The sequence below is a fragment of the Yoonia sediminilitoris genome (assembly GCF_003058085.1).
GTDB lineage: Bacteria > Pseudomonadota > Alphaproteobacteria > Rhodobacterales > Rhodobacteraceae > Yoonia > Yoonia sediminilitoris.
In genome coordinates, this window is the sequence record NZ_QBUD01000029.1 from 1 (window position 1) to 13,869 (window position 13,869).

Annotated in this window: 13 protein-coding genes; 8 read left to right on the forward strand and 5 right to left on the reverse strand. The window is 56.9% G+C overall.

Annotated features, from left to right (window positions below; translation table 11 throughout):
* Positions 1–275: 275 nt before the first annotated feature.
* The 5 genes from C8N45_RS22410 to C8N45_RS22430 are packed head-to-tail and all read right to left on the reverse strand — an operon-like array spanning position 276 to position 4,902.
* Positions 276–1,160, reverse strand: a complete 885-nt coding sequence (locus tag C8N45_RS22410; RefSeq protein WP_168769569.1) for an amidohydrolase family protein — start codon at positions 1,158–1,160, stop codon at positions 276–278.
* A 36-nt stretch (positions 1,161–1,196) separates the two neighbouring features.
* A complete protein-coding gene (locus C8N45_RS22415; RefSeq protein ID WP_108389203.1) occupies positions 1,197–2,039 on the reverse strand; it encodes a fumarylacetoacetate hydrolase family protein in 843 nt (280 codons plus the stop codon).
* A gap of 25 nt (positions 2,040–2,064) precedes the next feature.
* Positions 2,065–2,811: an SDR family NAD(P)-dependent oxidoreductase gene (locus C8N45_RS22420; RefSeq protein ID WP_108389205.1), complete on the reverse strand. Its 747-nt coding sequence runs from the start codon at positions 2,809–2,811 to the stop codon at positions 2,065–2,067.
* A 4-nt stretch (positions 2,812–2,815) separates the two neighbouring features.
* Positions 2,816–3,892 carry a Gfo/Idh/MocA family protein gene (locus tag C8N45_RS22425; protein WP_108389208.1) on the reverse strand — a complete coding sequence of 359 codons (1,077 nt, stop codon included), beginning with the start codon at positions 3,890–3,892 and terminating at the stop codon, positions 2,816–2,818.
* A complete protein-coding gene (locus C8N45_RS22430) occupies positions 3,889–4,902 on the reverse strand; it encodes a LacI family DNA-binding transcriptional regulator (RefSeq protein ID WP_108389210.1) in 1,014 nt (337 codons plus the stop codon). Before C8N45_RS22430 ends, C8N45_RS22425 begins: the two co-directional genes overlap by 4 nt.
* A 170-nt stretch (positions 4,903–5,072) precedes the next feature.
* Here C8N45_RS22430 and C8N45_RS22435 point away from each other — a divergent pair, with 170 nt between their 5' ends.
* The 8 genes from C8N45_RS22435 (at position 5,073) to C8N45_RS22470 (ending at position 12,833) form a co-directional block, all read left to right on the forward strand.
* The gene (locus tag C8N45_RS22435; RefSeq protein ID WP_168769570.1) at positions 5,073–6,392 is read left to right on the forward strand and encodes an ABC transporter substrate-binding protein; all 1,320 of its coding nucleotides are present in this window, start codon (positions 5,073–5,075) and stop codon (positions 6,390–6,392) included.
* Between the two features lie 112 nt (positions 6,393–6,504).
* Positions 6,505–7,392, forward strand: coding sequence for a carbohydrate ABC transporter permease (locus C8N45_RS22440; RefSeq protein ID WP_108389212.1), 888 nt, complete (start codon positions 6,505–6,507; stop codon positions 7,390–7,392).
* Complete coding sequence (locus C8N45_RS22445; RefSeq protein WP_108389214.1) at positions 7,389–8,246, forward strand: carbohydrate ABC transporter permease; 858 nt, start codon at positions 7,389–7,391, stop codon at positions 8,244–8,246. The genes C8N45_RS22440 and C8N45_RS22445 overlap by 4 nt, the downstream gene beginning before the upstream one ends.
* Positions 8,243–9,400 carry an enolase C-terminal domain-like protein gene (locus C8N45_RS22450; RefSeq protein WP_108389216.1) on the forward strand — a complete coding sequence of 386 codons (1,158 nt, stop codon included), beginning with the start codon at positions 8,243–8,245 and terminating at the stop codon, positions 9,398–9,400. Before C8N45_RS22445 ends, C8N45_RS22450 begins: the two co-directional genes overlap by 4 nt.
* Before the next feature lies 1 nt (position 9,401).
* Positions 9,402–10,454 carry an ABC transporter ATP-binding protein gene (locus C8N45_RS22455; protein WP_108389217.1) on the forward strand — a complete coding sequence of 351 codons (1,053 nt, stop codon included), beginning with the start codon at positions 9,402–9,404 and terminating at the stop codon, positions 10,452–10,454.
* A gap of 5 nt (positions 10,455–10,459) precedes the next feature.
* Positions 10,460–11,626 carry an enolase C-terminal domain-like protein gene (locus C8N45_RS22460; protein WP_108389219.1) on the forward strand — a complete coding sequence of 389 codons (1,167 nt, stop codon included), beginning with the start codon at positions 10,460–10,462 and terminating at the stop codon, positions 11,624–11,626.
* Positions 11,623–11,949, forward strand: a complete 327-nt coding sequence (locus C8N45_RS22465) for an L-rhamnose mutarotase (RefSeq protein ID WP_114427882.1) — start codon at positions 11,623–11,625, stop codon at positions 11,947–11,949. Before C8N45_RS22460 ends, C8N45_RS22465 begins: the two co-directional genes overlap by 4 nt.
* The gene (locus C8N45_RS22470) at positions 11,949–12,833 is read left to right on the forward strand and encodes a dihydrodipicolinate synthase family protein (protein WP_108389223.1); all 885 of its coding nucleotides are present in this window, start codon (positions 11,949–11,951) and stop codon (positions 12,831–12,833) included. Before C8N45_RS22465 ends, C8N45_RS22470 begins: the two co-directional genes overlap by 1 nt.
* Positions 12,834–13,869: the final 1,036 nt, after the last annotated feature.

The following is a 13,869-nucleotide window of genomic DNA, read 5'->3' on the forward strand; positions in this document are numbered from 1 at the left end:
GGTTCGTCAGTTCACAAAATGCGCGACGTCAGGAACAATGCGAAACATCAGCCACAAGCGCCATTGCCGCGCGAGCGGCTTCGTCCATGAGCCCACACCGGACCTGCCAATTTCTCGCTGCGTGCGCACGTAGTGCAAAAGTCTGCCGCGTTGCTGCAAACTGGCTGCAACATCGCAAAGGGGAATGCCGCCATTCAGGCGAAGCGCAGCAAATCTGAAACTGTGAATTCACAGACTGCGGGACGTAGCCAAGGCTTCTCAGGGATGAGCCGCGCTTAAAGGCGATAGAGGCGCGTCGCAGTCTTGCAAAACACTGCGTCTATCGACTGCGGATCATTCTCGGCAATCAGTGAAGCAAGAGTGCTGACCTGATCAAACACTGAGCAGTGCAAGGTCTCGATAGGCGCATTGGAACCATACATGAGCCTGTCGCCTCCTAGCTGCTTAAGAACGTGGTGCGTGTAAGAGCGCAAGTTTTCGGGTCGCCAGAGTTTATCGATGGTCCAAAGGCCCGACAGTTTCATTGCAATGTTGTCAAAGCCCCTTACCGCCTCAACCCCGGTGCGCCACGAAGACAAGGACACAGGTTCCGGTGTCGCCAGATGATCGATGATGATTACAAGGTCGGGCACAGCTGTAGCCAGTTGCGCGACTTCGACTAGCTGGTCAGGCACAATAACAAGATCAAGACTGAACCCCATCTCGCTCAGCAAGCTTGCATTCCTAATGAATGTGAGGTCGTTCATCATATGCGGACGATCAGATAACCGCCATCGCCCGCTACGATCATGAGCAACAAACGCCCGTACGCCCTTGGCCAAGGGATACTGTGCATGGGCTTTCAAAATATCGGCGGCCATTTCAGACGACAGATCAATGTCGCCAACAACAGCGTTGGGCCAACCAGATGTCTGGGACAAGTCCGCAAGCCAGGCAGTTTCATCGCTTGGGTTCGCCGCGCCGCAGTTGGCCTGAACATGAACCGACCCAACCAACGGTAATCCATCAAAGTGTGTCAGGTAATCCACTGTCAGGTAATTACGTTTGATGGCGTCGTGATTGCCAAACGGGCGTGGAGGCGCATCCGGAGCAAGCCAAGGATAGGGAAAGCGCCCAAGATCCCAAAGATGGTGATGCGCATCGACAATTTCTGTCGGCATAGGGCCATCGTGATCAAGGGCACTTCCCATGGTCGATCAACCCGCCGCGACAGTGCGCTGCCGCTGCACGCCAAGGCCTTCAATACCAAGCTCCATCACGTCGCCCGGCTTAAGATAAAGACGCGGGTTTTGCCCCATACCAACACCGGGAGGTGTCCCGGTTGAGATGATGTCGCCAGGCTGGAGGCTCATGAACTGCGAAATATACGACACCAAATGCGCCACCCCGTAAACCATCGTGCAGGTATTCCCGTCTTGGTAACGGTGGCCATTCACCTCTAGATACATATCCAGATTCTGCGGGTCCGACACCTCGTCACGGGTCACAAGCCACGGTCCTGTCGGGCCAAAGGTATCAGCCGACTTGCCTTTTACCCATTGCCCGTGCCGCTTGATCTGAAAATCACGCTCTGAAACGTCATTGACGACGCAATAACCCGCAACATGGTCCATGGCATCATCTTCGCTGACGTATTTCGCGGTTTTGCCGATAACGACAGCCAGTTCGACTTCCCAATCTGTGGCCTTGGATGTGCGTGGAATTTCTACATCGTCGTGCGGGCCGCAGATCGCAGAGGTGGCTTTGAAGAAAATGATCGGCTCTGGCGGTACGTCCATGCCCGATTCAGCCGCATGGTCCGAGTAGTTCAGCCCAACACAGATGAATTTCCCGACATTCCCGACGCAGGGGCCGATGCGGGGCGTGCCTTCGACAACTGGCAGAGTGGCCGGATCGATAGACGCCGCCGTCGCTATGGCGTCGGACAAATCCGGTCCGGCAATGTCGCTTACATGCGCGGACAAATCGCGCAGCTGTCCGTCAGCATCGAGCAGGCCGGGGCGTTCTTGGCCCTTTGGGCCGAAACGTAGCAGTTTCATTGGTTTTCCTTATGGTTCTAATGGATCAATAGGTTGCTCGGCCGCCCGAAAGGTCGAACGTTGCACCGGTGGTAAAACTGTTTTCCGACGAAACCAGCCAAGCGATCATCGCTGCTGACTCGTCCAACTCCAAAAAACGACCGCGCGGTATCTTGGAGAGCATGTAGTCAATGTGTTCTTGCTGCATCTGGTCAAAGATTCGCGTGCGCGCCGCTGCCGGTGTCACGCAATTGACCGAAATATCCTGCCCGGCCAATTCTTTACCCAGCGATTTTGTCAGTCCGATCACCGCCGCCTTGCTCGCGGAATAGGCCGAGGCATTCGGGTTGCCCTCTTTGCCTGCGACCGAGGCAATGTTGACGATACGGCCATACCCCTTTGCCGTCATCACGGGCACCACGGCCTTGTTCACAAGGAACGTGCCATTCAGGTTGATGTCGACGATCTTGCGGAATTCGTCGACGGGGTAGTCGGCCAGCGGTGCATTCAGCCCCGCGATGCCGGCAGAGTTGACCAAAATCTCGACACCGCCGCAGACCTCTACGGTTTTGGCTATCGCGGCTTGAACACTGTCCCAGTCGGAGATGTCGACTTGCACGGCCAAGGCCCCTCCGCCGACGCGTTCCGCTGTTTCCTGTGCCAAAGCGGCGTCCATATCCCAGATCGCGACCCGCGCGCCCTGAGACGCCAACAGCGCGGTTATCGCGCCGCCGATCCCTTGTGCGCCGCCGGTGACAATGGCGGTCTGGTTCGAAAAGTCATAGGTCGTCAATGGATCATCCCTTCATCATGTTTATTGGTGTTGCGCTGCCCCCGGCCTTTGCCGAGGTCACCAGCGCATGCAAAGTTTCTACGGCGCGTGCGCCGACATCGCCGGGGCTTTCGTTGCCGCCTTTTCCCATTGCGACATCGACCAGCGCGTTGGCGGGGCCTTCACAGCTGTAGAACCATGTGCCCGGCGCAACAGAATGATCTTCCCGGCTGCCATCGGGCAGCTTGAGGATCATCCGCTCCGTCTCAATGTCGATCAAAAGCGATCCGGTCTCGCCGTAAATGCGGATATCAACCTCAAACCCATGCCCTTGCGGCACGCCACAGGTTCCCGAAAACACGCCCGTCGCCCCGTTGCTGAACCGCGTCACGGCGGCGTCATGCAGGTCCACCCGGCTGGGTGCATCCAACGTTATTGCGCCGACGGATTCGCATCGCAGATCGGTCAGCCAGAACAGCAAGCCCATGGCATGGCTGAGCTGCCCATAGGCAAAACCGCCGCCTGCATCTGCGTTTTGCCATGTTTCGGCTTCCGGTTGGATCTTGATATGTTCCCACCGTGATGCACCCCCACTGCCCGCAAAAACGGAGCGTGTGAACGATCCCATGTGGCACAACACATGTTCAATCTTGCCGATCCGGCCCAATAGGTCGCGGGCAGTTTTGAGGCCCGGCTTATAGTGCCACCCGTAGGAGACCAACAATTCGCGCCCGACCTCTTTCGCCTTTTCAACAAGGGCCCATGCCTCATCCGGGTTAAGGCACATCGGCTTTTCAACTAGAACGTGGCACCCCTTTTCCAGAAACGCCATCGCTTGTTCGAAATGCAGATGATGCGGCGTCGCGATCACGGCAATATCGATGTCGCGCGCCAGAATATCGCGCCAATCCTCGGATGCGAACGCAAACCCAAATTCATCGCGTATCAGCGCAAGATCATCCGCCCCGAGCCGACAGACAGAATCTAACACGACCTCCGGGCGGTCTTGCAGCACGGGGATATGGACACGATACGCGAAATGCCCCGCGCCGATGACAGCGGCGCGGATCGTTGCGGCAGTGGTGTCGGTGTTCTGGGTCATGCGCTTTCTCTAATCATAAGTTCAAAGCCGACATCATCGATCAGCGGTTGCTCGACGCCATCGTTCAGTCGCTGCAGAACGTGCTCGGCAGCGCGTTGTCCAATTTCCTGCGCGCGAACTCTGATTGTGGTCATCGGGACGGGCATCAGACCTGAAATACTCAGGTCACCAAACCCGGCGATCGCGACATCCTCGGGGATGCGAATGCCACGCGACAGACAGGCCATCATTGCGCCCTGCGCTGGCAATTCAGCCTGGAAAAACACAGCATCGGGCGGGTTCGGCCTGTCCAACAAAGACAGTATGAGTGGGCCGCCGCTTTCGATGGTCGTCGGGTTGGGAACAGCCAGAATGTTCTCTGGCGGGACAGAACGCCCGGCGTCCTGCATCGTTTGCAGAAAACCGGCCTGTCGGTCGGTGGCCTGATCGTTGTTTTCAAACGCGCCGCCAACGGTTGCGATATTGCGATAGCCCTTTTCGATCAGGTAGCGCGTCATGCCCGCCGACGCATCATAGTTGCTATAGCCCACGGAAATATCCAGCGCCTCTGGCCGCAAATTCCAGGTTTCGACCACAGGCCCGCCGAACGCCTCCAACAGCTTTCGACACGCCGATGAGTGGGTAAACCCGGTCACGATGATCGCATCGGCCTGACGGGCGATGAACGTTCGCACCGCCTCGGCCTCTTGGTCTTTCGATCGCTGGCTGACACCGAGAAGCATTTGTAGGTTCGCTTGCCTCAATACGGTTTCAGCGCCTTGGGCAAAGTCGGCAAACAGTGAACTGGTCAAGATAGGGACGACGACACCGATCATATTCGAGCGGCTCGAAACCAGTGAGCGTGCTGTCAGGTTGGGCACGTATCCGATTTCTTCGATCGTTTTGTGAATCTTTTTTCGGGTCTCTTCCTGCACGGTTTCAGGGTGGCGCAACGCGCGGGACACTGTGATCAGCGACAGACCAGAGGCCGCTGAAACATCCTTCAGAGTTACCCTTCGGCTCTTTGCCATGTTTGCCCTTACTCTTGTTGCCTTACGGCCTTTTGGCGTCGGCGCCAAATTTCAAATTAGCATTGACATACGAATGTCATGGACGTATTCCACAGTCAAGACCCAATGATATACGAATGTCATTTCGAAAACTAAAACCGACTAAGTTCTAACAAATGGGAGGAGAAACCATGAAACTTGATATTAGCAGACGCGGATTCCTGATCGGAACGACAGCAATGGCCGCGACCATGGGCATTGCCGCAGGTCCGGCGCGCGCCGCAACCGGCAGCCTGTCGGTATGGAAGTTTGGCGGAACGCCCGCAGAAGTTGAGGCATGGCCGGCTGCCAACGAACGCTTTTTGGCCGACAACCCTGACGTCGATCTCGACTACTCGTTCTTTAACGGTCAGATCCGCCGCCAGAAAATTCTGGCCGGCTTCCAGACTAATCGCCTCGCCGATGTGATCATCGCGTTCGGGCAGGATATCCCGGAATTTGCAGGGTTCGGTCTGATTCAGCCGCTGGATGACATTGCGACCGACGGGCAGATCGACGACTGGAAAACCCGCCTTGTGCCAGAAGTCATGTCGTCTGGCATGCACGATGGCAAGCTTTATGGTGTGCCGACCTATGTTGATATGGCGTCGTTCCTCGCTGTCGACATGGATGCCTTGGCAGAGGCCGGTTATGACCGCCCGCCAGCTACATGGTCCGAGCTGCGCGAATACGCCAAGGCCATGACCAAGCCCGATCGCCCCGGCATTGCATTCCCTGCCACGACTGCACCCGTCGACATCAACATCTTCGAAGGCATCGCTTATGCAAACGGTGGCCGCGTGTTCGACGAAGAGAGTGGCAAGGTTCAGCTGAACGAAGCGGGGATGGTCGACGCTCTGCAACTTTATGCAGACCTGATCGCTGACGGATCAACACCGGCTGGCACGTCGATGACCGAAACCAACTTCCGCGACACCGCACAATTGTTCGGTCAGGGTCGTGCGGCCATGTGGATCGGCTTGTCTTGGCTGAACACGCCATGGGGCACGCCCGAAGGGTTCAACTGGGAAGGCGCGCCCTTCCCGCGTCCCGACGCGCCAAGCGGCAGCTTCCCGCCCGTCGCCGCGATCATGGATGGCACTGCCGTTCTGATGGTATCTTCGCGCACCGAGAACCCCGAAGCTGCAATGGCCTACATTGATTTCTGGACCCAGAACGAGCAGCTGAACACGTGGGGCGGCAACCCGGAAATCGCTCGCGTTCCTGCTGGTAAAGATGCCTGGAACAGCCCTGGTCTCGCAGAAGCATGGCCAAACTGGGTCTCTGCATACAACGAAGGCAACTTCTTTGCAGGCGCTGAGCCGATGCCGCGTTTCATTGGCGTCTCCGCCGTAGAAAGCGCCCTCGCGACAGCGATCCAGCAAGTGGTGCTGGGGCAGAAAACACCACAGGAAGCTCTGGATGAGGCGAACGAAGCCGCACAAGCACAGATTGATCTGTTGCGCGGCTAGTTCGGAAAGGCTCGGCAGGTTTCTCCCGATCTGCCGGGCACTTCTCTATTGATGCACGTTGCCGCGCACCACGCGCGGGGCCGATGTTCTTTCCTGTTCGAAAGGTCAAACGATGAACCGTTCTAGTGATAGATGGCTTGCCTATTTTCTTATTCTCCCCGTTGTCGCCGCAGTTCTTGCCTTTGTGCTTGGCCCGACATGGGACGTCGCCACGCTGAGCCTGACACAATTTGTCATGGGTCAAGAGCGCGGCTTCGGCACGCTGGTCAATTTCGAAGCCCTTTGGGCCGACCCCGTCTTTGGCACTGTTGTCGTTAATACGGCCATCTGGATCCTTGGAGGCACGGTGTTCTGTGTCCTGACGGGATTGGCCGTCGGCGCATATCTGGCCATCGATTCAAAAGTCACAACCGCGCTGCGCGCATTGATCCTCTTGCCATGGGTGTTGCCTGACGTTGTGACGGCGATGGCGTGGAAGTGGATGTTGCACGGTCAGGTCGGGGTCATCGGTGATGCTTTCACCCGCGTTGGTTTGTCCGATCAGCCGATCTCGTTTCTCGGGGACCCAGACCTTGTGATGTGGATGCTCGTGATTGTGCTTGTGTGGCGCAAGATGCCTTTGGTGGCGTTGATCCTTTGTGCGGCCATCCGGTCGGTCCCGGCAGAACAGATCGAAGCAGCCCGCATGGACGGCGCCAACGCGTTCCAGAGGTTCCGGCATGTGATCCTGCCCAATATCTCGTTTTCGCTTACCGCGGTGACAGTCATCTCAATGATCTGGATCACCGCTGAGTTCACCCTGCCATGGGTCATGACCGGCGGTGGGCCTGCCAACTCAAGCCAGATTATGTCGACCTACATTTACCAGCAGAGTTTCCAGTTCTTCAATTGGGGCGTGGGCTCGGCCATGTCGGTCGTCAACCTAGTGTTCCTCATGGCTGTAGTCGGCCTTTACCTTTACATCAACCGCCGGTCTTGGGCCGCAGGGGGTAGCAAATGAACCAGTCATCTCGCCCTTTCTATTGGATGGCGCTCAGTCTCATTGGTGTCGTGATCGCCGCCTACATCTTGTTCCCGATCTTTTGGCTTGTCTTGGCGTCGTTCAAGACAACCGGCGAACTGGCCAGTCTACCGCTGACGTTCTGGCCACAGGCTCCTACCATTGAGGCCTATACAGCCCTGTTTGACGAAACGTCCCAGTCCAGCCAGCTTTTGAATTGGCCGACGCTGATTTCGAACAGTTTTATCGTCGCAGTCAGTTCCACGATCCTTGTTGTGTTCTTTGGCACGCTCGCCGGTTACGCCTTTAGCCGGCTGCACTTTCCGGGACGCGATCTGATCCTTGGCGGGCTTTTAATCAGCCGGATGTTCCAGGGTGCGGCCTTGTTACTGCCAACTTACCGGCTGATGAACTCGCTGAACCTTCAGGACTCTCTGCTCGGCCTGATCCTGCTTTATTCCGCATTCGGCCTGCCGTTCGCCACCTGGATCATTGCATCATCCTTGCGGGAAATCCCGTTCGAGTTGGAGGAGTCCGCGATGATGGACGGGGCCAGCAGATTGCAAAGCATGGTCCGGATTGTCCTTCCCTTGGCGACGCCCGCATTGATCACCGCCGCGATGTGGCACTTTGTCGGCGCCTGGAGCGAGTTTGCCTTTGCATCCATCCTGATGGAATCCTCGGACAACAAGACCGTGACCATCGGATTGGCCAGCTTTGTCGAGCTATTTACCATTGAATTCAACCGGGTTGGTGCGGCGGCCACGCTTGTCGCGATGCCAATCATGGTCGTGTTCTTCTTTGGTCAGCGCTACTTCACACGTGGCTTGCTGGCAGGGGCGGTGAAAGGATGAAGATCGCATCCATACAGGCGCGCGCCATTGACTGTGGGTTCCAGACGCAAAAGCTTCAGACAAGCCGTGTTGCGTCGCCCATGTCGCGTTGGCCGCAATTTGGTGAAAACCGGTCCAGTTGGATGTGGCCCAGCAAAAAGGTGTTCGTGCGGATCGAATCCGACGATGGCCTTGTCGGCTGGTCCTGCACCAACGGCGGCGAAGTCGTGGCTTTGATCGTTCAGGCGCATCTTTCACGTCTGATCGAAGGCACAGCCGTCACAGATATCGCGGACGTCTGGGACCAGATGTTCAATTCGCTACTGCCGTCCGGCCACTCAGGGTTTTCGATGATGGCCGTAGCCGCTGTCGATATCGCGCTTTGGGATCTTCAGTGTAAGACGCGTGGCGTTTCACTGGTTGCGGCTCTTGGAGGCGGTGCGTCCGATCTCCCAGTATACTGTACGACGCAACAGCCAAAACCGTTTTCGGGCGGTGGTTGGTGGGGGCTAAAAGCTGCCACGCCATACGGGCCTGGCGCAGGTGAACAGGGGCTGCGTGCCAATGTCGACTATGTCGGCAGCTTCCGCGACGCATCGGGGCCGGATGGTCGGATCATGCTGGATTCTTTCATGGCATGGGATGCGGATTATACGCTTCGCTTTGCACAAGAAGCAGCCCAGCACGACCTCTATTGGATCGAGGATCCTTTGCCACCCTACGATATGGAAGGCCTGCACAAACTCAAATCCGGCCTTGGTGGCAGCACACGACTTGCCCTTGGTAATTTCAGCTTTAATCGTTGGGATTGTGCTGCATTGATCCGCGAAGGTCTGGCCGACGTCCTGCAACCGGATGTCGCGTGGGCGGGCGGCATCACCGAATGCTTGCGCATTCTTGACATGGCCAAAGCCGCAGAAGTGCCCGTGATCTTGCACAACACCTGCGAACAACCATGGGCGCTGGCACTGGCGGCGGCAAAACAGTCCGATCCGGTTGTTGAATTTGTCGATCGCGGCAAGGGCTCTTCACTTTATGGGCTGATGGGCGACGCGCCGGTTTTCAAAAATGGTCGCGTTGTTGTCCCGACAGATACGACGGGAAACCAGCCACCAGAAGCCATTCTAAATCAATTCGCTGACCACGACGCTACAAAACTCTTGAAGGAGGTCTGACATGGGCTCAGTTGCACTTCGCGATATTCGTAAATCTTATGGGGCTGTCGAAGTACTCCACGGGATCGATCTTGATGTTGCCGACGGTGAATTCGTCGTGCTGGTCGGTCCGTCCGGCTGTGGCAAATCCACATTGCTGCGTTCACTCGCCGGGCTGGAAACCATCAGCGGAGGCGAAATCTCCATCGATGGATCCAGCATCGTTCACCTGCATCCCAAAAGCCGGGATATCGCCATGGTGTTCCAGAACTACGCGCTTTACCCGCATATGAACGTCGCCAAGAACATGGGCTTCCCCTTGCAAATGGCGAAGGTCAGCAAGTCAGAGATTGACGAAAAGGTCGCCAAGGCCGCGGAAATCCTTAGCCTCACACAGATGTTGAAACGCTACCCCAAGCAATTGTCGGGCGGCCAACGTCAGCGCGTTGCCATGGGCCGCGCCATTGTGCGGGATCCAAAGGTGTTCCTGTTCGACGAACCCCTGTCGAACCTTGATGCCGCCTTGCGCGTGCAGATGCGCACAGAGATCAAGGGCCTCCATCAGCGTCTGGGCACAACAATCGTCTATGTTACGCACGACCAGATTGAAGCGATGACAATGGCCGACAAGATCGTCGTCATGAAAGACGGCCATGTTGAACAGATCGGTGCTCCGCTGGATCTGTATGACCGGCCCGCCAACCGCTTTGTCGCAGGGTTTATCGGCTCGCCCGCCATGAACTTTATGCCCGCCAAGGTGGAAAATGGGCAGGCCGTCCTTGAGAATGGCGCCGTTCTGGCACCCGCCCCTGAAGGGCTCACCGAAGGTCAGGCGTTTACCGCAGGCGTGCGGCCAGAACACTTGATGGTAGCCGATCAAGGCGCATCAGCGAATGTCACGGTGGTTGAGCCAACCGGCGCGGAACTCCAGTTTGTCGTCGATCTGGCCGGAACCCCGACGTTGGTCTCCACCCGCGACCGGTTGCACCTGCGCCTTGGTGACACATTGCATCTCGAGGTTGAAGCAGGCCGGTTGCACGCCTTTGACTCCGAAACGGGTGTGCGATTGGGGTAACGAACGTGCGGATCACGGATATCAGAGTCATCCCGTTCCGCACCTATGCGGACCGATGGGACATCGGCCACGGGCGCCTGATCCCGAAGGCAGAGGTGCACCAGACTGTCACATGTATCGACACCGACGAAGGGCTGACCGGCTATTTCTTTGGCGGCGGCAAACACGGCGATCAGGACGGCTTGAACGTGGTCGAACAAGAGATGCTGACCGGCCGCATCAAAGCGTTGCTGGTCGGTCAAGATCCGTTTGATCGTGAAATGGTGTGGAAATGGCTTTGGGTTGCAAACATTCCCGAAGTCGTCGCCAGCGTCGTTGATCTGGCGCTGTGGGATCTCGCGGGTCGCGCCTTTGGGCAACCTGTCTATAAGGTCATGGGCGGCGCCCGCGACAAGGTAAAGGCCTACGCCTCGACCTATCCCAATATCGGCTCCCCGCAGGTTTATGCCGACCATGCGCTTGCCTGCCAAGCCGAAGGGTATACCGCGTACAAGATTCACCCGCACTATTTCTGGAACCCTGAAACGGGCCTGCCGACTCCTGGCCGCCCCTCCAACATCAAGGACGATATCGAAACCTGCCAACTGGTGCGCGAAGCCGTCGGCCCTGACATGGTGTTGATGTATGACGTCTGGGGCACCTATCACACCCTTGAAGAAACCATCAAAGTCGGGCGCGAACTCGAGAAACTGGATTTCTATTGGTTCGAACATCCGATGCCAGAATACCGCGTTGAAAGCTATGTCCGGCTGTGCCGCGAGTTGTCGATCCCGATCCTTGCCCCTGAGATCGCCGCGGGCGGCGTGTTTACACGGGCCGAATGGATCCTGCGCGGAGCTTCCGACATGAGCCGGATGGACGTGCGGCGCGGCGGCCTGACCGGCTGTCGAAAAACCGCCGTCGTCTGCGAAGCCTACGGCATCAAATGCGAAATCCACATGGCGGGCTGGGGCAACCTGCACGCAATGGGGGCCACATCCGAGGACACGAGCGAGTATTACGAAAAGGGGCTTCTGGCCCCCGGCGTCGATTACGATGCGCCCCATCCCTATCTGCACGCAAACTGCGACCAGATGGATGCCGAAGGGATGATCCCGCTGCCGCAAATGCCGGGGCTGGGCTATGATATTGTCTGGGACTACATCAACGACAACACGACGGCCGCATCGTGAACCGTCGTGTCTGGTTGATGACCCTGAAGCCGGGGTGCGAGGCCGAATACAAAGCCCGCCATGATGCCATTTGGCCCGAACTTCTGGATGTAATGGCTGCCAGCGGCATCCGTGATTTTACCATACACCGCCACGGTTTGACGCTGATCGCCGTGCAGGACCGCTACAAACCGCCGGTGCCGTCAGACCCCGACCCGGTACAGTGGAAATGGTGGGCAGCAATGGAAGCCTTGATGCATTGCCATTCTGACACCCGTCCCGTCCAAATCGAAGTCGAAGATGTCTTCGCCTTCCATGCTGACCAGTTGTCAAAGGAACCTTGATGTCACAGCTCAATTTTCAGGGGATCATTCCGATCCTTATCACACCGTTCGATGCCAAAGGCGGCATTGATTTCGATAGCCTACAACAGTTGATCGAATTCAATATTGCGGCGGGAGTCCACGGGTTGGGGATTGCCTTGGGCAGTGAAATCTTCAAACTCAGCGATGCAGAGCGCGATCAGGTGCTGAAAGTGACGGTTGAGACAGTGAACGGCCGCGTTCCTGTGGTGATGAACACCTCTGCACCTGGAACGGATATCGCTGTTAGCCTGTCGCGTCGGGCACAAGATCTTGGCGCGGATGCGCTGATGATCTACCCGATGTCATTCATGCCCACGGGTCCGGAATCCATGCTGGATCTGTTCGACCGTCTTGATGCGTTCGTCACTCTGCCAATCATCTTGCAGGACGTTCCTCAGGCACCGATTGGCGCAGATGCCGTTCGGCGGATTGTTCTTCATGCCAGCCGAACGGCGGCCATCAAAGTTGAAACACTTCCTACTGTTCCACAGGTCTCGCGTATGGCCGCCAAAGTGGCAGAGAAATTGACCGTTATCGGTGGTGCTGGTGGCAGCTACATGATCGAAGAATTCCGCCGCGGCGCACGGGGGACAATGCCCTTTTGCAGCCAGCCCGAAGATTTCGTCGCCGTTTGGAACCACCTCCTAGACGGCAATGAGTCAACGGCCCGTGTCCTGTTCGACGACAAAATTATGGCGATCAATCGTCTGGCCGCTCAGGACGGTGACATCTTCTATCATGTCCACAAACAAATCCTTCACCGCCGCGGTATCATTGCCAACGCATATGTGCGGTCTCCCACGTGTAGCATCGACGCCATCACCCAGCGCGAGATTGATACGCTACTCGACCAGTTTTATTAAGTTAAGTGCGGCTTAACTTTGAATGGTGTCGCGCGAATGATGGCTTTGATGAAACTTGCGGCTTGCCCCAAAGGCACGACGGAGCATGTTGGAAGGAACGCTGCGTCAGCAACAGCCTCAACTGCATAAGTCCAGTTTGTCCTGAGGGGATGGCGTCTGCTTTGCAAGGAAAAATGCTCTGATTGCGCGGTTCGTCAGTACAGTCCTGTGTCCGGCTTTTGATCGCGGCGTCGAGACTTGCCGCTGACCTTGATGGGTTCCGCAAACCTGTTCCCAAGCGGCGACGCGAACCTGTGATTTCAGGACAAAACCCAGGATTTTGGGTTTTCGGATGACCGCACACGCCATCATGGCATTCGTCTTGCAATTCGGTTTTGCCTTACTCCTTCTGTGCTGCTTGGAGGTAGTAGGTACCTTTGGTGAGGACCACATACGGCTTGACGTATACCGCTGGCATTAGCTGCACTTCATGACCGATTGCGGTTAGGTCACGCCCCCAATGATAAGCGGAGCCGCAGGCCCCAATTACAACAAGACAGTTTGGCAACGTCTCGAAGAACTTGAGCATTGTCTGCGCAGGATCGAACGATCGAAGACAACCGTGCCGTCAGCGGTGATACCGTGAACTTGGCAAACGTCGTTACCCAGATCCAATCCTATTGGCGTAACTTCCATGGTGGAGGTCCATTCCTAGCTGATGAAAACCTCTGCGTTATGCTGAATTGCGCGACGGTCGGGTGAAAACGCAATCTACTCCATCCGCGCCCCGCTACCTTGAGCTCTTCGCAGCGAAAAGACAGTTTGGGGTTGGTGCCATGAAGCGGATTTGAATGGCTGCTCTGGTGAAACGCGCTGCACCGCAAAAAAACACGTCGCCGCGACTGCGAACAAATGCTGCGCCAGCAACATGCCTGAACACCAATGTCAGGAAAGTCCCGCACAGCAGACCTCTATGCAATCTGCAGCGAAGGTCTCCTATGATGAAGATTTTCTGATGCGGGCCAGGGTGTGAGGTTTTGGCTTGGCTCGACTGTGG